This is a genomic window from Citrobacter amalonaticus, assembly GCF_001559075.2.
Taxonomy (GTDB): domain Bacteria; phylum Pseudomonadota; class Gammaproteobacteria; order Enterobacterales; family Enterobacteriaceae; genus Citrobacter_A; species Citrobacter_A amalonaticus_F.
Window position 1 is genome coordinate 2,262,768 of the sequence record NZ_CP014015.2, and the last position, 16,778, is coordinate 2,279,545.

Annotated in this window: 18 protein-coding genes; 15 read left to right on the forward strand and 3 right to left on the reverse strand. The window is 54.3% G+C overall.

Annotated features, from left to right (window positions below; all coding sequences use genetic code 11):
• The first annotated feature begins 21 nt into the window (after positions 1-21).
• The 15 genes from aroK to AL479_RS10885 all read left to right on the forward strand — a co-directional run bounded on the left by aroK (position 22) and on the right by AL479_RS10885 (position 14,006).
• Complete coding sequence (gene aroK, locus AL479_RS10815; protein WP_042322869.1) at positions 22-543, forward strand: shikimate kinase AroK; 522 nt, start codon at positions 22-24, stop codon at positions 541-543.
• 58 nt (positions 544-601) lie between these two features.
• Positions 602-1,690 carry a 3-dehydroquinate synthase gene (gene aroB, locus AL479_RS10820; protein ID WP_042998412.1) on the forward strand — a complete coding sequence of 363 codons (1,089 nt, stop codon included), beginning with the start codon at positions 602-604 and terminating at the stop codon, positions 1,688-1,690.
• Positions 1,691-1,786: 96 nt separating this feature from the next.
• Positions 1,787-3,076 carry a cell division protein DamX gene (damX, locus tag AL479_RS10825; protein WP_061076089.1) on the forward strand — a complete coding sequence of 430 codons (1,290 nt, stop codon included), beginning with the start codon at positions 1,787-1,789 and terminating at the stop codon, positions 3,074-3,076.
• A gap of 66 nt (positions 3,077-3,142) precedes the next feature.
• Entirely contained in the window at positions 3,143-3,979 is an 837-nt protein-coding gene (gene dam / locus AL479_RS10830) for an adenine-specific DNA-methyltransferase (protein WP_061076090.1), read from the forward strand.
• Between the two features lie 17 nt (positions 3,980-3,996).
• Complete coding sequence (rpe, locus tag AL479_RS10835) at positions 3,997-4,674, forward strand: ribulose-phosphate 3-epimerase (protein WP_061076091.1); 678 nt, start codon at positions 3,997-3,999, stop codon at positions 4,672-4,674.
• Entirely contained in the window at positions 4,667-5,425 is a 759-nt protein-coding gene (gph, locus tag AL479_RS10840; RefSeq protein WP_061076092.1) for a phosphoglycolate phosphatase, read from the forward strand. Before rpe ends, gph begins: the two co-directional genes overlap by 8 nt.
• Positions 5,418-6,422: a tryptophan--tRNA ligase gene (gene trpS / locus AL479_RS10845; RefSeq protein WP_061076093.1), complete on the forward strand. Its 1,005-nt coding sequence runs from the start codon at positions 5,418-5,420 to the stop codon at positions 6,420-6,422. Before gph ends, trpS begins: the two co-directional genes overlap by 8 nt.
• 165 nt (positions 6,423-6,587) lie before the next feature.
• Complete coding sequence (yhfZ, locus tag AL479_RS10850; protein ID WP_061076094.1) at positions 6,588-7,493, forward strand: GntR family transcriptional regulator YhfZ; 906 nt, start codon at positions 6,588-6,590, stop codon at positions 7,491-7,493.
• Positions 7,494-7,508: 15 nt separating this feature from the next.
• Entirely contained in the window at positions 7,509-7,871 is a 363-nt protein-coding gene (locus tag AL479_RS10855) for a hypothetical protein (protein ID WP_061076095.1), read from the forward strand.
• An 83-nt stretch (positions 7,872-7,954) separates the two neighbouring features.
• Positions 7,955-9,118, forward strand: coding sequence for a YhfX family PLP-dependent enzyme (locus AL479_RS10860; protein WP_061076096.1), 1,164 nt, complete (start codon positions 7,955-7,957; stop codon positions 9,116-9,118).
• Positions 9,118-10,344, forward strand: a complete 1,227-nt coding sequence (locus AL479_RS10865) for a phosphopentomutase (RefSeq protein WP_061076097.1) — start codon at positions 9,118-9,120, stop codon at positions 10,342-10,344. The genes AL479_RS10860 and AL479_RS10865 overlap by 1 nt, the downstream gene beginning before the upstream one ends.
• Complete coding sequence (locus AL479_RS10870; RefSeq protein ID WP_061076098.1) at positions 10,341-11,219, forward strand: phosphotriesterase-related protein; 879 nt, start codon at positions 10,341-10,343, stop codon at positions 11,217-11,219. The genes AL479_RS10865 and AL479_RS10870 overlap by 4 nt, the downstream gene beginning before the upstream one ends.
• Before the next feature lie 10 nt (positions 11,220-11,229).
• Entirely contained in the window at positions 11,230-11,583 is a 354-nt protein-coding gene (locus AL479_RS10875) for a DUF2620 domain-containing protein (RefSeq protein WP_061076099.1), read from the forward strand.
• Positions 11,584-11,594: 11 nt separating this feature from the next.
• Entirely contained in the window at positions 11,595-12,899 is a 1,305-nt protein-coding gene (locus AL479_RS10880) for a YhfT family protein (protein WP_061076100.1), read from the forward strand.
• A 12-nt stretch (positions 12,900-12,911) separates the two neighbouring features.
• Positions 12,912-14,006 carry an aminotransferase class I/II-fold pyridoxal phosphate-dependent enzyme gene (locus AL479_RS10885; RefSeq protein WP_061076101.1) on the forward strand — a complete coding sequence of 365 codons (1,095 nt, stop codon included), beginning with the start codon at positions 12,912-12,914 and terminating at the stop codon, positions 14,004-14,006.
• Positions 14,007-14,083: 77 nt separating this feature from the next.
• Here AL479_RS10885 and AL479_RS10890 read toward each other — a convergent pair whose 3' ends face one another.
• The 3 genes from AL479_RS10890 to nirC all read right to left on the reverse strand — a co-directional run bounded on the left by AL479_RS10890 (position 14,084) and on the right by nirC (position 16,702).
• Positions 14,084-14,260 carry a YhfL family protein gene (locus AL479_RS10890; RefSeq protein WP_061076102.1) on the reverse strand — a complete coding sequence of 59 codons (177 nt, stop codon included), beginning with the start codon at positions 14,258-14,260 and terminating at the stop codon, positions 14,084-14,086.
• 247 nt (positions 14,261-14,507) lie between these two features.
• Positions 14,508-15,881 carry a siroheme synthase CysG gene (cysG, locus tag AL479_RS10895; RefSeq protein WP_061076103.1) on the reverse strand — a complete coding sequence of 458 codons (1,374 nt, stop codon included), beginning with the start codon at positions 15,879-15,881 and terminating at the stop codon, positions 14,508-14,510.
• A gap of 11 nt (positions 15,882-15,892) precedes the next feature.
• Positions 15,893-16,702, reverse strand: a complete 810-nt coding sequence (gene nirC, locus AL479_RS10900; RefSeq protein ID WP_042998404.1) for a nitrite transporter NirC — start codon at positions 16,700-16,702, stop codon at positions 15,893-15,895.
• Positions 16,703-16,778 lie beyond the last annotated feature (76 nt).

Here is a 16,778-nt window from a genome sequence, read left to right on the forward strand (position 1 = left end):
AGTCTTAGTAGTACCGAAAAAATGGCAGAGAAACGCAATATCTTTCTGGTTGGGCCTATGGGTGCCGGAAAAAGCACTATTGGGCGCCAGTTAGCTCAACAACTCAATATGGAATTTTACGATTCTGATCAAGAGATTGAGAAACGAACCGGAGCTGATGTGGGCTGGGTCTTCGACGTAGAAGGTGAAGACGGCTTCCGCGATCGTGAAGAGAAAGTCATCAACGAATTGACGGAAAAACAGGGTATTGTGCTGGCTACCGGTGGTGGCTCTGTAAAATCGCGTGAAACCCGTAATCGTCTTTCCGCGCGTGGCGTCGTGGTCTATCTCGAAACGACCATCGAAAAACAACTTGCGCGTACGCAGCGCGATAAAAAACGTCCGCTGTTGCAGGTAGAAGCGCCGCCTCGTGAAGTTCTGGAAGCGTTGGCCGACGAACGCAATCCGCTGTATGAAGAGATTGCCGACGTAACCATTCGTACCGATGATCAGAGCGCCAAAGTCGTTGCAAACCAGATTATTCATATGCTGGAAAGCAACTGATTCTGGCTTAATACACACTCGGTAAGCGGGTATAAGTCATTAAGGTGGATGTCGCGTCATGGAGAGGATTACCGTCACTCTCGGGGAACGTAGTTACCCTATCACCATCGCGGCTGGTTTGTTTAACGAACCAGCTTCATTCTTACCGCTGAAATCGGGCGATCAGGTTATGTTGGTCACCAACGAAACCCTGGCTCCCCTTTATCTTGATAAGATTCGCAGCGTACTTGAACAAGCGGGTGTGAACGTTGATAGCGTCATCCTGCCTGACGGCGAGCAGTACAAAAGCCTGACGGTGCTGGATACGGTATTCACCGCCTTGCTGCAAAAACCGCATGGTCGTGATACGACGCTGGTCGCACTGGGCGGCGGCGTCATTGGCGACCTGACCGGTTTTGCCGCTGCCAGCTATCAGCGCGGCGTGCGCTTCATCCAGGTCCCGACGACGCTTTTGTCGCAGGTCGACTCCTCCGTTGGCGGTAAAACCGCCGTAAACCATCCCCTCGGCAAAAACATGATCGGCGCGTTTTACCAGCCGGCCTCCGTGGTGGTGGATCTCGACTGTCTGAAAACGCTCCCTGCCCGTGAACTGGCGTCCGGTCTGGCGGAAGTGATCAAGTACGGCATTATCCTTGATGGCGAATTCTTTAGCTGGCTGGAAGAGAATCTGGATGCGTTACTGCGTCTGGACGGACCGGCAATGGCCTGGTGTATTCGTCGTTGTTGTGAGCTGAAAGCCGAAGTTGTTGCCGCAGACGAGCGCGAAACCGGCTTACGTGCTTTACTGAATCTTGGGCACACGTACGGTCATGCCATTGAAGCTGAAATGGGTTATGGCAATTGGTTACATGGTGAAGCGGTCGCAGCAGGTATGGTAATGGCTGCGCGGACGTCGGAACGCCTGGGGCAGTTTGCACCAGAAGATACGCAGCGCATCATCACGTTACTTAAACGTGCTGGCTTGCCGGTCCACGGACCGCGCGAGATGTCCGCGCAGGCTTACCTGCCGCACATGTTGCGTGATAAAAAAGTGTTGGCGGGAGAAATGCGTTTAGTCCTTCCGCTGGCAATAGGGAAAAGTGAAGTACGCGGCGGCGTGTCGCATGAGGTGGTTCTTAACGCTATTGCTGATTGCCAGCAGGCGTAACAACAAGAAAGGCGGACTGATACGGCTCACGTATCGGCCATTTAGATTCAGGTTAGTTGCAACGTCGTAAGCATTAGCCTTTGAGTGGGGTGTTAAATGGATGAATTCAAACCAGAAGACGAGCTGAAACCCGATCCCAGCGATCGTCGTACTGGTCGTTCTCGTCAATCTTCAGAACGCGGTGAACCGCAGATCAACTTTGATGATGTTGATCTGGACGCTGACGATCGCCGTCCTGCGCGCGGGCGTAAAGAACGCCTTGATGAGCAAGAGAGGGAAGAGGATTACGAATCCGATGATGAAGAGTTCGTGGATGAAGAACGCGTCGAGCGTCGTCCGCGTAAGCGTAAAAAAGCCGCCGGTAAACCCGCTTCCCGCCAGTACATGATGATGGGCGTGGGCGTGCTGGTTCTGCTGCTGCTGATCATCGGTATTGGCTCCGCGCTGAAAGCGCCGTCCACCCCGTCTTCAAGTGAACAAACGGCGTCTGGCGAGAAGAATATCGATCTCACCGGCAATGCCGCTGACCAGGCAAACGGTTCCCAACCGGCTCCGGGAAGCACTTCCGCTGAACAGACTGCGGGCAACACGCAGCAGGATGTTTCTTTGCCGCCAATCTCTTCCACGCCAACGCAGGGCCAAACGCCTGCGACCACAGAAGGTCAACAGCGTGTAGAAGTGCAGGGCGATCTGAACAATGCACTGACGCAACCGCAGGGCCAGGAACAGGTGAACAATGTGGTGGCGAACTCTACGCTGCCAACAGAACCGGCGACCGTTGCGCCCGTGCGTAATGGTAGTACGTCGAGCCAGACGGCGAGTGTACCTGGCAGCGAGCGTCCGGCCACCACGCGTCCGGAACGTAAGCAAGTTGTGATCGAACCGAAGAAACCACAGACCACCGCGAAAACGACGCCTGTAGCGCCGAAACCGGCAGCTCAGCCTAAACGGACTGAACCCGCAGCGCCTACGGCCACGACGGCGCCGAAAGCGACGGCCAGTACCGCGCCGGCACAGACAGCAGCACCCGCACAATCGGCAGCACCTGCTCAGACCGCACCAGCGGCAACGGCGGGTAGCGCAGCTGGCGCTAAAAGCGCCGGTAACGTCGGATCGCTGAAGTCCGCACCGTCCAGTCATTACACCCTGCAGCTCAGCAGTTCTTCTAACTACGACAACCTGAATGGTTGGGCGAAGAAAGAGAATCTGAAAAACTATGTGGTGTATCAGACGACGCGTAACGGTCAACCGTGGTATGTTCTGGTGTCTGGCGTGTATGCCTCGAAAGAAGATGCGAAACGCGCGGTTTCCACGCTGCCAGCCGATGTGCAGGCAAAAAATCCGTGGGCCAAACCGTTGCATCAGGTACAGGCCGATCTGAAATAATGTTAAAGCGCAGGATGCTGTCGGAGCTTTCTCCACAGCCGGAGAAGGTGTAATTAGTTAGTCAGCATGAAAAAAAATCGCGCTTTTCTGAAGTGGGCAGGGGGAAAATATCCCCTGCTTGACGACATCAAACGGCATTTACCGCAGGGTGAATGCCTGGTCGAACCCTTTGTGGGTGCAGGGTCGGTGTTTCTTAACACCGACTTTTCTCGTTATATTCTTGCCGATATCAACAGCGATCTTATCAGTCTCTATAAGATCGTGAAGACCCGTACCGACGAGTACGTGAAGGCTTCCCGTGAACTGTTTAACCCAGAAAGCAATCAGGCTGAGGTCTACTATCAGTTCCGGGAAGAGTTCAACGCCAGCCAGGATCCTTTCCGTCGCGCGGTCCTGTTCCTGTATCTGAACCGATATGGTTACAACGGCCTGTGCCGGTATAATCTGCGCGGTGAGTTTAACGTGCCGTTTGGACGTTACAAAAAGCCTTACTTCCCGGAAGCTGAGTTGTATCACTTTGCGGAAAAAGCGCAGAATGCGGAATTCCACTGCCTCTCATATGATGAGTGCATGGAGCAAGCGGATGCGAACTCGGTTGTCTATTGCGATCCGCCCTACGCCCCGCTGTCAGCAACGGCGAATTTCACCGCGTATCATACCAACAGCTTCAGCCCGAAAGAGCAGGCCCATCTGGCGAAAATGGCCGAAAAGCTGGTCAGTAAGCAGATCCCGGTGTTAATTTCGAACCATGATACGCCGGATACCCGCGAATGGTATAAAGCGGCGGAACATTTTCAGGTCAAAGTGCGGCGCAGTATAAGCAGCAACGGCGGCACACGTAAAAAGGTGGACGAACTGCTGGCTCTGTACAAACCAGGAGTCGTTTCACCCGCGAATAAATAATTCTCAAGGAGAAGCGGATGAAACAGTATTTGATTGCCCCCTCAATCCTGTCGGCTGATTTTGCTCGCCTGGGTGAGGACACCGCGAAAGCTCTGGCTGCCGGTGGTGACGTCGTGCATTTTGACGTCATGGACAACCACTATGTACCGAATCTGACCATGGGTCCGATGGTACTGAAATCCCTGCGTAAATATGGCATTACGGCTCCCATCGATGTGCATCTGATGGTGAAACCGGTCGATCGAATCATCCCGGATTTCGCCGCCGCCGGCGCCAGCATCATTACCTTTCACCCGGAAGCCTCCGAACACGTTGACCGCTCGCTGCAACTGATTAAAGAGCACGGCTGTAAAGCAGGGCTGGTCTTCAATCCGGCGACGCCGCTGAGCTATCTGGACTATGTGATGGACAAGCTGGACGTGATCCTGTTGATGTCCGTTAACCCAGGCTTTGGCGGTCAGTCCTTCATTCCGCAAACGCTGGACAAACTGCGCGAAGTCCGCCGTCGCATTGACGAGTCGGGTTACGACATTCGCCTCGAAGTGGATGGCGGCGTGAAGGTGAGCAACATTGCTGAAATCGCCGCTGCGGGAGCCGACATGTTTGTCGCCGGTTCCGCCGTTTTCGATCAGCCAGACTACAAAAAAGTCATTGATGACATGCGCAGCGAACTGGCAAAGGTAACTCATGGATAAATTGCAGGATATTCGGGGCGTCGCCTTCGACCTCGACGGAACGCTGGTGGACAGCGCGCCGGGATTGAGCGCCGCAGTGGACATGGCGCTGTATGCGCTGGAGCTGCCGGTTGCCGGTGAAGAGCGCGTCATTACCTGGATTGGTAACGGTGCTGATGTATTGATGGAGCGTGCGTTAACCTGGTCTCGTCAGGAGCGCGCCACACTTCGTAAGACGATGGGCAAACCGCCGGTCGATGAAGATATTCCCGTCGAGGAACAGGTCCGTATTCTGCGTAAGCTGTTTGACCGTTACTACGGAGATGTTGCAGAAGAAGGGACGTTTCTGTTCCCTGATGTCGCCGATACGCTGGGCGCACTGCACGCCAAAGGGCTGCCGCTCGGTCTGGTGACCAACAAGCCGACGCCGTTTGTTGCGCCATTGCTCGATGCGCTGGATATCAGTAAATATTTCAGCGTCGTTATTGGCGGTGACGACGTCCAGAACAAAAAACCACATCCGGATCCGCTGCTACTGGTGGCAAGAAAGCTCGGCATTGCGCCAGAGCAATTGCTCTTCGTTGGGGATTCGCGTAATGATATTCAGGCGGCAAAAGCCGCTGGCTGCCCGTCCGTTGGCCTCACCTACGGCTACAACTACGGTGAACCGATCGCGCTGAGCCAGCCAGACGTCATGTACGACCGCATTAATGAACTACTGCCCGCTCTCGGGCTTCCGCATAGTGAAAATCAGGAATCGAAAAATGACTAAGCCCATCGTTTTTAGTGGCGCACAGCCCTCAGGTGAATTGACCATTGGTAACTACATGGGTGCACTGCGTCAGTGGGTGAACATGCAGGATGATTATCATTGCATCTATTGCATCGTTGACCAGCATGCTATCACCGTTCGTCAGGATGCCCAGCAACTGCGTAAAGCGACGCTGGATACGCTGGCGCTCTACCTCGCGTGCGGTATCGATCCTGAGAAAAGCACCATTTTCGTTCAGTCTCATGTGCCTGAACATGCGCAACTGAGCTGGGCGCTGAACTGCTACACCTACTTTGGCGAACTGAGCCGTATGACCCAGTTCAAAGATAAGTCAGCGCGCTACGCTGAGAACATCAACGCCGGTCTGTTTGACTATCCGGTACTGATGGCGGCAGATATCCTGCTGTATCAGACCAACCTGGTGCCGGTGGGTGAAGACCAGAAACAGCATCTGGAACTGAGCCGCGATATCGCTCAGCGTTTCAACGCGCTGTATGGCGACATCTTCAAAGTTCCTGAGCCGTTTATTCCTAAATCAGGCGCCCGCGTGATGTCTCTGCTGGAGCCGACGAAAAAGATGTCCAAGTCAGACGACAACCGCAACAACGTGATTGGTCTGCTGGAAGATCCGAAATCGGTGGTCAAGAAGATCAAACGTGCGGTAACAGATTCCGAAGAGCCGCCGGTGGTGCGCTACGACGTGCAGAACAAAGCGGGCGTTTCTAACCTGCTGGATATTCTCTCTGCCGTGACCGGACAGAGCATTCCGGAACTGGAAAAACAGTTTGAAGGCAAGATGTATGGTCACCTGAAAGGCGACGTCGCTGATGCCGTTTCCGGCATGCTGACCGAGTTGCAGGAACGTTATCATCGTTTCCGCAACGACGAAGCCTTCCTGCAGCAGGTGATGAAAGATGGCGCGGAAAAAGCGGGTGCGCGTGCATCAGCTACGCTGAAAGCGGTTTATGAAGCGATTGGTTTTGTTGCCAAGCCGTAATGCGCTCTGCGTTGTTGAAGAAACCGGGTTACGCCCGGTTTTTTTTCGCCTGTTCGTTTGTGAACCTCAAAAAATGTGAAGCGCCTCGCCGTTTGCATATTTCCTCGTTGCATCATATCTTCACTTTAATGAAGATATAAATATTCAATTTACCGAAAATATAAAATGCATCGGACATTTATTAAGAAAGAGGGGGTTGTGCTGACAACCCTGGCCCGTTACCTGCTCGGTGAGAAGTGCGGTAACAGACTGAAAACTATTGATGAACTGGCAGCTGAGTGTCACTCATCGGTAGGGTTAACCCAGGCCGCGTTGAAAACGCTGGAATCCTCCGGGGCGATCCGTATTGAGCGCCGCGGGCGTAACGGTAGCTATCTGGTGGAGATGGATAACCGTACGCTGCTAAAGCATGTGGATATTAATAACGTGGTCTGTGCGATGCCGCTGCCCTACACCCGTTTATATGAAGGGCTGGCGAGTGGGCTTAAGGCGCAGTTCGATGGGATCCCGTTTTATTACGCGCACATGCGTGGCGCGGATATTCGCGTGGAATGCCTGCTGAACGGCGTCTATGACATGGCAGTCGTTTCCCGTCTGGCGGCGGAAAGTTACCTTGCCCAGGATGGATTGCGCATTACGTTGGCGCTGGGGCCGCATACCTATGTTGGCGAGCATCAGCTGATTTGTCGCAAGGGCGAATCTGCAGATGTAAAACGTGTCGGGCTTGATAACCGTTCGGCGGATCAGAAAATCATGACCGAGGCCTGTTTTGGCGACCGTGACGTTGAATTGATCGATATGCCTTATCACGAGAGCTTGCAGCGCATCGCGAAAGGGGATGTGGATGCGGTTATCTGGAACGTGGTTGCAGAGGCCGAGCTGGCGGTACTGGGATTAGAAGCCACGCCGCTAACTAATGATCCGCGATTTCTGCAGGCCACAGAGGCGGTGGTGCTGACCCGGGCGGAGGATTATCCGATGCAACAGCTTCTACGGGCGGTCGTCAATAAAGAGGCGCTGCTTGCCCACCAACAGCGTGTGGCGAACGGTGAACAGGAACCCAGTTATTAAGTGAAGGCGAACGACATGGAAAACAGGCTTAACCTGCTGTGTGAGGCGGGCGTTATCGACAAGGATATTTGTAGCGGCATGCTACAGGTGGTCAGGCGGCTGGATGAAGAGTGGCGTTTGCCGGTATATAGCGAGCAAGGAGCCATGGCGATGACCCATATGGCGAGCGCGTTAATGCGCAGTCGCCAGGGTGAAGTGATTGAAGCGCTGGATGGTGAGCTGTTGGAGGAGCTGGCGCAATCTCATCTCTGGCCAACTATTTTTTTGGTACATCAGGCGCTGCTGAAAGAGTTCACGGTGACGCCGCACGCGAATGAAGAAGGCTATATGTTGGCTAATTTGTACGGATTGTGGATGGCGGCGAACGAAGGCGTCTGAAATCAATGGGCAATTAGTTTATTGCATCCTAAATATTCAAAAAAATGAATATTTAGCTGAAGGATTAGAACCGAGGCAGAGAAATGTTTATAGACGCATTGAAACGCCAGAACCCCGCACTTATCTCGGCCGCTGTCGCGTTGTGGCAGCAAGGGAAGATCGTGCCTGACAGTTGGGTCATTGATGTTGACCAGGTCATTGAAAATGGCAAACGCCTGCTGGATGTCGCCAGGCAACATGGCATCTCGCTGTATCTGATGACCAAACAAGTAGGACGTAACCCGTGGCTGGCAGACAAACTGTTGCAGCTTGGCTATGACGGCATCGTGGTTGTCGATTACAAGGAGAGCCGCGTCATGCGCCGTGCCGGGTTACCGATTGCGCATCAGGGACATCTGGTGCAGATCCCGTCGCGGCTGGTCAATGAGGCAGTGGCACACGGCACTGAGGTCATCACATTGTTCTCGCTGGAGAAAGCGCGCGAGGTCTCGGCTGCGGCGGTGAAGTCCGGCTGTGAACAGAACGTGATGCTGAAGGTGTATGACAAGGATGATTTCCTCTATCCGGGGCAAGAAAGCGGGTTTCCGCTGAGGTATCTGACAGATGTGGTCAATGAAATCCGCAGGCTTCCGGGCCTGCGTTTGAGCGGGTTAACCCATTTTCCCTGCCTGTTATGGGATGAAAACTCAGCGCAGACGATGCCGACGCCTAACCTGCACACGTTGGTGAGCGCCCGACGTCAGTTGGCAGAAGCCGGGATTGCCATTGAGCAGCTTAATGCGCCGTCAGCCAGTAGCTGCTCGTCACTCCCCCTGTTGGCGGAATATGGCGTCACCCATGCTGAGCCGGGTCATGCGCTGACCGGGACCATTCCTTGTAACCAAAAAGGCGACCAACCGGAACGCATTGCGATACTGTGGCTAAGCGAGGTTTCGCACACGTTTCGCGGGGACAGTTATTGCTACGGCGGGGGCTATTACCGTCGTGGTCATGCGCAAAACGCGCTGGTCTTTACGCCGGAAAATGACGCCCCAATAGCCGCGAAGCTTAAACCCGTGGACGACAGCAGTATTGACTACTACTTGCCTGTAGCCGGTGAATTTCCGGTGAGCAGCGCGGTGATCTTCTGTTTTCGCACCCAGATCTTCGTGACGCGTAGCGACGTGGTGTTGGTGTCGGGTATTCAGCGCGGCGCGGCTGAAATCGTCGCGCGTTACGACAGTCTCGGCAATATTCTGGAGGACTAATGGCCCGATTCGTAGTGTTGGTGATCGACAGTTTTGGCGTTGGCGCAATGAAAGACGTCACGCTGGTCAGGCCGCAGGATGCGGGAGCGAATACCTGTGGCCATATCCTGGGGGAACTCCCTCAGTTACGGTTGCCAACGCTTGAAAAGTTGGGGCTGATTAACGCTCTGGGCTATGCGCCGGGCGTGATGAAACCTTCAGCATCGGCGGTTTGGGGCGTAGCGGAACTGCAGCATGAAGGGGGAGATACCTTTATGGGCCATCAGGAGATATTAGGTACACGGCCTCAGGCTCCGCTGCGGATGCCATTTAGCGAGGTCATCGATAGCGTTGAGCAAGCGCTGAAAGCAGCAGGCTGGCAGGTGGAACGCCGCGGCGGCGACCTGGCGTTTCTTTGGGTCAACGATGCGATCGCGGTGGGCGATAACCTCGAAGCGGATTTAGGTCAGGTCTACAACATCACAGCCAATCTTGCCGTTATCCCGTTTGATGAGGTGCTAAAGATAGGCCGCGTGGTGCGTGAGCAGGTTCAGGTCGGGCGCGTGATCGCGTTTGGCGGTCAACTGGCAGACAGCCAGCGCATTCTGGATGTAGCCGAGACCAAAGAGGGACGCTTTATCGGCATTAACGCTCCACGCTCCGGCGCCTATGAAAACGGCTTCCAGGTCAGGCACATGGGTTTTGGCGTAGATGAGCAGGCACAGGTGCCGCAAAAACTGCATGACGCAGGAATCCCTACCGTGCTGGTCGGTAAAGTGGCGGACATCGTTGGCAATCCGCACGGGCGCAGTTGGCAAAACCTGGTGGATAGCCAGCAGATCATGGATATCACGCTTAACGAATTTAACGCTGAGTCGACGGTATTTATCTGTACCAACATTCAGGAAACCGATCTTGCCGGGCACGCTGAAGACGTAGCGCGGTATGCCGAACGGCTGCAGCTTGTCGATCTTAATCTTTCGCGCCTTCTGGCCGCTATGGATCCAAATGACTGTCTGGTGGTCATGGCCGATCACGGCAACGATCCGACCATTGGTCACAGCCATCATACCCGGGAAGTTGTGCCGGTACTGGTGTATCAACAGGGGCTGGAGCCTGCGCAATTAGGTATCCGGACGACGTTATCCGACGTTGGCGCTACGGTGTGTGAATTTTTCGGCGCGGCGGCGCCACAAAACGGCAGCTCTTTTCTCTCGGCATTGCGCCTTACAGGAGACACCTTATGAATTTTGATCCGACGGGCTACACCTGGGTCCACGAACATCTGCATATCGATCTCTCCGGATTCAAGAATAACCTCGACTGCCGATTAGATCAGTACGATCTGATATGTCAGGAGATGAAGGTTCTCCGGGCGTTAGGCGTCAGCAACATTATTGAGATGACCAACCGCTATATGGGGCGAAATCCGCAATTCATGCTCGACCTGATGCGCGATACCGGAATCAACGTCGTGGCCTGCACGGGCTATTACCAGGATGCGTTTTTCCCTGAACATGTCGCGGCTCGCAGCGTGGAACAGCTCGCGCAAGAGATGGTCGATGAGATAGTCATCGGTATTGATGGCACTGAACTTAAGGCCGGAATTATCGCGGAAATTGGCTCCAGCGAAGGGGTGATTACGCCGCTTGAAGAGAAGGTGTTTATCGCCGCGGCGCGGGCGCACATCGAAACCGGACGCCCCATCTCGACCCACACCTCTTTTAGCACCATGGGCCTGGAACAGTTGGCGTTGCTGCAGGCGCACGGCGTCGACCTTTCCCGCGTAACCGTTGGTCACTGCGATCTGAAAGATAATCTCGACAATATCTTACGCATGATCGATCTCGGCGCGTATGTGCAGTTCGATACCATTGGTAAAAACAATTATTACCCGGACGAGAAACGCATTGGCATGCTGCACGCGCTACGCAATCGCGGGCTGCTTAATCGCGTGATGCTCTCCATGGACATTACCCGCCGTTCGCATTTAAAAGCCAATGGCGGCAATGGCTACGACTATCTGTTGACCACTTTTATCCCACAGTTGCGCCAGTCAGGATTCAGTCAGGCCGATGTGGACACGATGTTACGTGATAACCCCTCACAATTTTTCCAATAAGGACAGAATCATGAAAAAAATTGGCGTTGCTGGCTTACAGCGTGAGCAGATTAAAAAGACCATCGAAACCGCAGCTCCGGGCTGCTTTGAAGTCTCCATTCATAACGATATGGACGCGGCAATGAAGGTGAAATCCGGACAGCTGGATTACTACATTGGCGCTTGTAACACCGGCGCGGGCGCAGCGCTGTCGATTGCCATCGCGGTGATTGGCTACAACAAAAGCTGCACTATCGCCAGGCCGGGTATTAAGGCGAAAGACGAACATATCGCAAAAATGGTTGCGGAAGGGAAAGTAGCTTTTGGTCTCTCCGTCGAACATGTTGAACATGCGATTCCGATGCTGGTTAACCATCTGAAATAAAAGGCATGACTATGGATCTGTACATTCAGATTGTGGTGGTGGCCTGCCTGACCGGCATGACGTCACTTTTGGCACATCGCTCGGCGGCCGTCTTTCATGACGGCATCCGCCCGATTCTGCCGCAACTGATCGAGGGATACATGAATCGCCGTGAGGCGGGAAGTATCGCGTTTGGTCTAAGTATCGGCTTTGTGGCGTCGGTGGGGATCTCCTTTACCCTGAAAACCGGCTTACTCAACGCCTGGCTGCTGTTTCTGCCGACGGATATTCTCGGTGTGCTGGCGATGAACAGCCTGCTGGCGTTCGGTCTGGGCGCTATCTGGGGCGTTTTGATTCTGACCTGCCTGCTGCCGGTCAACCATCTGCTCACGGCGCTGCCGGTTGATGTACTGGGTAGCCTCGGTGAGCTGAGTTCTCCGGTGGTTTCCGCATTCGCACTCTTCCCGCTGGTGGCGATTTTCTACCAGTTCGGCTGGAAGCACAGCATTATCGCGGCGGTGGTGGTACTGATGACCCGCGTGGTGGTGGTGCGTTACTTCCCGCATCTGAACCCGGAATCGATCGAGATTTTTGTGGGGATGATGATGCTGCTGGCGATCGCCATTACTCATGATATTCGCCACCGTGGCGATGACGAGATGGATGCCAGCGGGTTATCGGTTTTTGAGGAGCGAACCTCGCGGATTATTAAAAATCTGCCGTACATCGCCATAGTTGGCGCGTTGATTGCCGCCGTCGCCAGTATGAAGATTTTCGCCGGCAGCGAAGTTTCAATTTTTACGCTGGAAAAAGCGTATTCGGCAGGGATTACGCCGGAGCAGTCGCAGACGCTGGTGAACCAGGCGGCGTTGGCGGAGTTTATGCGCGGGCTGGGTTTTGTTCCGATGATTGCGACAACGGCGCTGGCGACGGGCGTTTACGCGGTAGCGGGTTTCACCTTCGTGTACTCCGTTGGCTACCTGGCACCCAACCCGTGGATTGCGGCAATCCTTGGCGCTATCGTGATTTCAGCGGAAGTGCTGCTGCTGCGCTCTATTGGCAAATGGCTGGGGCGTTATCCGTCTGTGCGTAACGCATCGGACAATATTCGTAATGCGATGAATATGCTGATGGAAATGGCGCTGCTGGTAGGCTCGATATTTGCCGCCATCAAGATGGCTGGCTACACCGGCTTCTCGATTGCGGTAGCTATCTACTTCCTCAACGAATCGATAGGGCGTCCGGTTCAGAAGATGGCGGCCCCGGTCGTAGCGGTGATGATCACCGGTATTGTGCTGAATATTCTCTACTGGTTTGGTCTGTTTGTTCCGGCCTGAGGAGGTTAAAGCATGAAGACGTTCCCTTTGCAAAGCCTGACGCTCGCGCAAGCGCAGCAAAAGCAGTTTGTGCTGGTGGACACGCTCTGCCGCCACTTTCCTGGTGCTGATTTTCTGGCCGGTGGTGATATGGGACTGGCTCCGGGGCTGAATCAGCCGCGGGTAACGCAACGCGTGGAAAAGGTGCTGGCCGAGGCGTTTCATGCTGAGGCCGCCGCGCTGGTTCAGGGCGCAGGCACCGGGGCTATTCGCGCCGGGCTGGCTGCGCTGCTCAAACCCGGCCAGCGACTGTTGGTTCACGATGCGCCCGTGTATCCTACAACGCAGGTGCTCGTCGAGCAGATGGGTATTACCCTGGTCAGGGCGGATTTCAACTGTCCCCCGTCAATCACGCAGGCGATTACGCAGCATCGTCCTGACGCCGCGCTGGTGCAGCATACGCGTCAGCAACCGCAGGATCGTTACGTGTTAGCCGAGGTGTTGGCGGAAATCGTGCGGTGCGGCGTACCGACGTTAACCGATGATAACTACGCGGTGATGAAAGTTGACGGTATCGGCTGCGAATACGGGGCGACGCTGTCTACTTTTTCCTGCTTTAAGCTCTTCGGCCCGGAGGGAGTAGGGGCGGTGGTTGGCAAGGCGGAGGCTATCGCTAGAATCCGCGCGACGCTTTATTCCGGCGGCAGCCAGATTCAGGGGGCGCAGGCGCTGGAGGTGCTTCGTGGCCTGGTTTTCGCTCCGGTGATGCATGCGGTACAGGCTGGTGTTTCCGAACGGTTGCTGACGATGCTTAATAGCGGTGCGCTACCCGAGGTGAAAAAGGCCGTCATCGCCAATGCCCAGTCGAAGGTGCTGATCGTGGAGTTTCACCAGCCGATTGCCGCCCGCGTGCTGAAAGCGGCGCAAGAGAGAGGCGCGCTGCCATACCCGGTGGGCGCTGAGTCGAAGTATGAGATCCCTCCGCTGTTCTATCGCCTTTCGGGGACGTTTCGCGAAGCGAATCCGTCGCTGGGTGAATATGCAATTCGTATTAATCCCAACCGAAGTGGAGAACAGACCGTGCTGCGTATTTTGCGCGAGAGCGTGAGTGCGATAACCTGTGAATGAGCGTTGAATCTATAAATGCAAATAACCGGGAAAATGTTCCCGGTTTTTTAACTCTGCCTATTCTGGATTTGAAACGATTACTTCTCTACCGGAGCGACTGGCCCGCAACCGCCAATCATTTTGGAAATAGAAATAGCCGGATGCAGCAGGTAATCATAAGAGCAGGTCTTATCACGGTTTTCGATATGGCCGGTACATGCTGTCAGTGTTGCCAGTGCAGCACCTACCAGTGCCATTTTAATAAACTTATTCATCTACATTCCCTATGTGTTAAATATATATATAATTTACCGATTGAAGAAGCGAATATAATTCGCCACTGCTCATGTTAACGATATCGGAATATTATTTTGGCGTCAGTAGTTACCTGAATAAGAAAACAGGGAATAGGCTTAACTTGTTGTAATGTATTGATTAACAATTAGTCCATTTTCGGACTTATTATTAGGAAGAAAATAAAAAGGCCGGATAAGTCCGGCCTTCACAATTAACGACCTGGCTTTAATGATTTGAGAACCAATTTAGCTTATCACGCAGCCCAACCACGCGGCCGACAATAATCAGCGCCGGGCTGGCGACTTGTTGCGCCAGTTCGCCCAGTTGTGCCAGTTCGCCGTTCACAACCCGCTGTTTCACCGAGGTGCCATTCTCAACCAGTGCGACCGGCATATCGGCCTGCATGCCAAATTCGATCAGTTTTTGCTGGATAGTGGCCGCCTGATTCAGCCCCATATAGAACACCAGCGTCTGTTTTTCTGCTGCCAGGTTTTCCCAGTCCAGCTCGCCGCCAGTCTTCAGGTGTCCGGTAACCAGACGTACGCTCTGGGCGTAGTCACGGTGAGTCAGCGGAATGCCGGAGTAGGCGGAACAACCGGACGCTGCCGTAATTCCCGGTATCACGGAGAATGGAATGCCAGCGTAGCACAGCGTTTCCAGCTCTTCGCCGCCACGACCAAAGATAAACGGATCGCCGCCTTTCAGACGGACGACGCGTTTGCCCTGTTGCGCTTCTCGCAGCAGGATTTGGTTAATTTCTTCCTGCGGAACGCAGTGGTAGCCTGCGCGTTTACCCACAAATACGCGGTCGGCGTCGCGACGCACCAGGTTCATGATATCGTCAGAAACCAGACGGTCATAGACCACCACATCGGCCTGCTGGATCTGCTGCAACCCTTTTAGTGTCAGAAGTCCGGCATCGCCAGGCCCTGCGCCTACCAGCACCACTTCACCGCGATGATCCAACGGCTCGCTGAGCATCTGCTCGGTAGTGTCTTCTACCGCTTTATGGTCGGCATTCGCCAGCGACTGCGCCAGCCTGTCGTTAACAAACAGCTTTTCCCAGAAGCGGCGACGTTCGCCCATCGTGGCAAACTGTTTTTTCACCCGGGGACGAAGCTGCCCGGCGTAGTGTGCAACCTGACCCAAATGTTGAGGTAAAACGGATTCCAGTTTTTCACGCAGCAGACGGGCCAGCACCGGTGAGGTGCCGCCGGAGGAGACCGCCACCATTAGCGGTGAACGGTCGATAATTGAGGGCATGATGAAACTGGCGGCTTTTGGCGCATCCACGACGTTACAGAAGATGCGACGGGATTCTGCGGCATCGCTGACGCGCTGATTCACCGCATCATCATCGGTCGCGGCAATTGCCAGCCAGCACGGATCGAGAAGGGCTTCATCAAACGGTCCTTCCACCAGCGTCAACATGTTTTCATTTGCCCATACGGTGAACTGCGGAATAAACGCCAGCGCATTAACCGTTAAACGAGCGCCTGCTTCCAGCAGTAACCGTGCTTTGCGTTCTGCGACATCACCACCGCCGACAATCAGACAGTCGCGGTCACGTAGTTGACAAAATATAGGCAAATGATCCACGACATTACCCCTTAATTATTGGCTGTAGCCTCAGTTTGGTTGATTTTTGCCGGAGCCGGTCGCTCCGATTTTGGCGTAGCATACCAATAACCTAACCCCATGAACACGACACCGGACAAAGTATTGCCGAGTGTTACCCACAGTAAGTTATGACCAATCCCCGCCAGGGTATAGGCTTCGCTGTGGTGACCGAACCAGGAGAGGGCGAACAGCGTCATGTTGGCAACCGAGTGCTCATAGCCGGATGCAATAAACGCCAGCAGACACCACCAGATAGCGATAAATTTCGCGGCGCCTTCGGTACGGATTGCCATCCAGATTGCCAGACAAACCAGCCAGTTACACAGCGCGCCTTTGAAGAACAGTACCGTTGCCGGAGCCGTGGTTTTCGCCAGCGCGACCGAGTGTACGATGCTGGTATCGACCGGTAGCAGGCTACCGCCACCCCAGCTGTACAGCAGTGCGACGAACACAGAACCCACCAGATTACCCAACCAGGTCTGCGGCAAAATCGCCCACATTTGCCCCTGACTGATGGTGCCCGCTTTGACGCCAAGCGTCAGGAACATCGTGTGACCGGTAAACAGTTCGGAACCAGCAATAATCACCAGCGTTAAGGCGATCCCAAAGGTTGCGCCCATCACCAGTGGACGCACGGACGGATCGAGTAAGTTACCGAGAGTGAAAATCAGGATAATACCGAGACCAACGTAAGCACCGGCCATCGCAGAACTGACCCAAAAACCGAGAGGATTATTTGCCGACAGGCGTGCGATGCGGGCAGCGTTAGCCGCACATTTGTTAATCGTATCTGTGAACATGATTATCCTTGAAATGAAAAAAATAAAAACGTAACCGTAGGCCGGATAAGCATTTATGCCGCCATCAGGCAATGCG

Excerpts from the sequence above, each read along its gene's own strand:
- aroK (WP_042322869.1), top strand. The coding sequence starts at position 22 with ATGGCAGAGAAACGCAATATCTTTCTGGTTGGGCCTATGGGTGCCGGA.
- aroB (WP_042998412.1), top strand. The coding sequence starts at position 602 with ATGGAGAGGATTACCGTCACTCTCGGGGAACGTAGTTACCCTATCACC.
- damX (WP_061076089.1), top strand. The coding sequence starts at position 1,787 with ATGGATGAATTCAAACCAGAAGACGAGCTGAAACCCGATCCCAGCGAT.
- dam (WP_061076090.1), top strand. The coding sequence starts at position 3,143 with ATGAAAAAAAATCGCGCTTTTCTGAAGTGGGCAGGGGGAAAATATCCC.
- rpe (WP_061076091.1), top strand. The coding sequence starts at position 3,997 with ATGAAACAGTATTTGATTGCCCCCTCAATCCTGTCGGCTGATTTTGCT.
- gph (WP_061076092.1), top strand. The coding sequence starts at position 4,667 with ATGGATAAATTGCAGGATATTCGGGGCGTCGCCTTCGACCTCGACGGA.
- trpS (WP_061076093.1), top strand. The coding sequence starts at position 5,418 with ATGACTAAGCCCATCGTTTTTAGTGGCGCACAGCCCTCAGGTGAATTG.
- yhfZ (WP_061076094.1), top strand. The coding sequence starts at position 6,588 with ATGCATCGGACATTTATTAAGAAAGAGGGGGTTGTGCTGACAACCCTG.
- AL479_RS10855 (WP_061076095.1), top strand. The coding sequence starts at position 7,509 with ATGGAAAACAGGCTTAACCTGCTGTGTGAGGCGGGCGTTATCGACAAG.
- AL479_RS10860 (WP_061076096.1), top strand. The coding sequence starts at position 7,955 with ATGTTTATAGACGCATTGAAACGCCAGAACCCCGCACTTATCTCGGCC.
- AL479_RS10865 (WP_061076097.1), top strand. The coding sequence starts at position 9,118 with ATGGCCCGATTCGTAGTGTTGGTGATCGACAGTTTTGGCGTTGGCGCA.
- AL479_RS10870 (WP_061076098.1), top strand. The coding sequence starts at position 10,341 with ATGAATTTTGATCCGACGGGCTACACCTGGGTCCACGAACATCTGCAT.
- AL479_RS10875 (WP_061076099.1), top strand. The coding sequence starts at position 11,230 with ATGAAAAAAATTGGCGTTGCTGGCTTACAGCGTGAGCAGATTAAAAAG.
- AL479_RS10880 (WP_061076100.1), top strand. The coding sequence starts at position 11,595 with ATGGATCTGTACATTCAGATTGTGGTGGTGGCCTGCCTGACCGGCATG.
- AL479_RS10885 (WP_061076101.1), top strand. The coding sequence starts at position 12,912 with ATGAAGACGTTCCCTTTGCAAAGCCTGACGCTCGCGCAAGCGCAGCAA.
- AL479_RS10890 (WP_061076102.1), bottom strand. The coding sequence starts at position 14,260 with ATGAATAAGTTTATTAAAATGGCACTGGTAGGTGCTGCACTGGCAACA.
- nirC (WP_042998404.1), bottom strand. The coding sequence starts at position 16,702 with ATGTTCACAGATACGATTAACAAATGTGCGGCTAACGCTGCCCGCATC.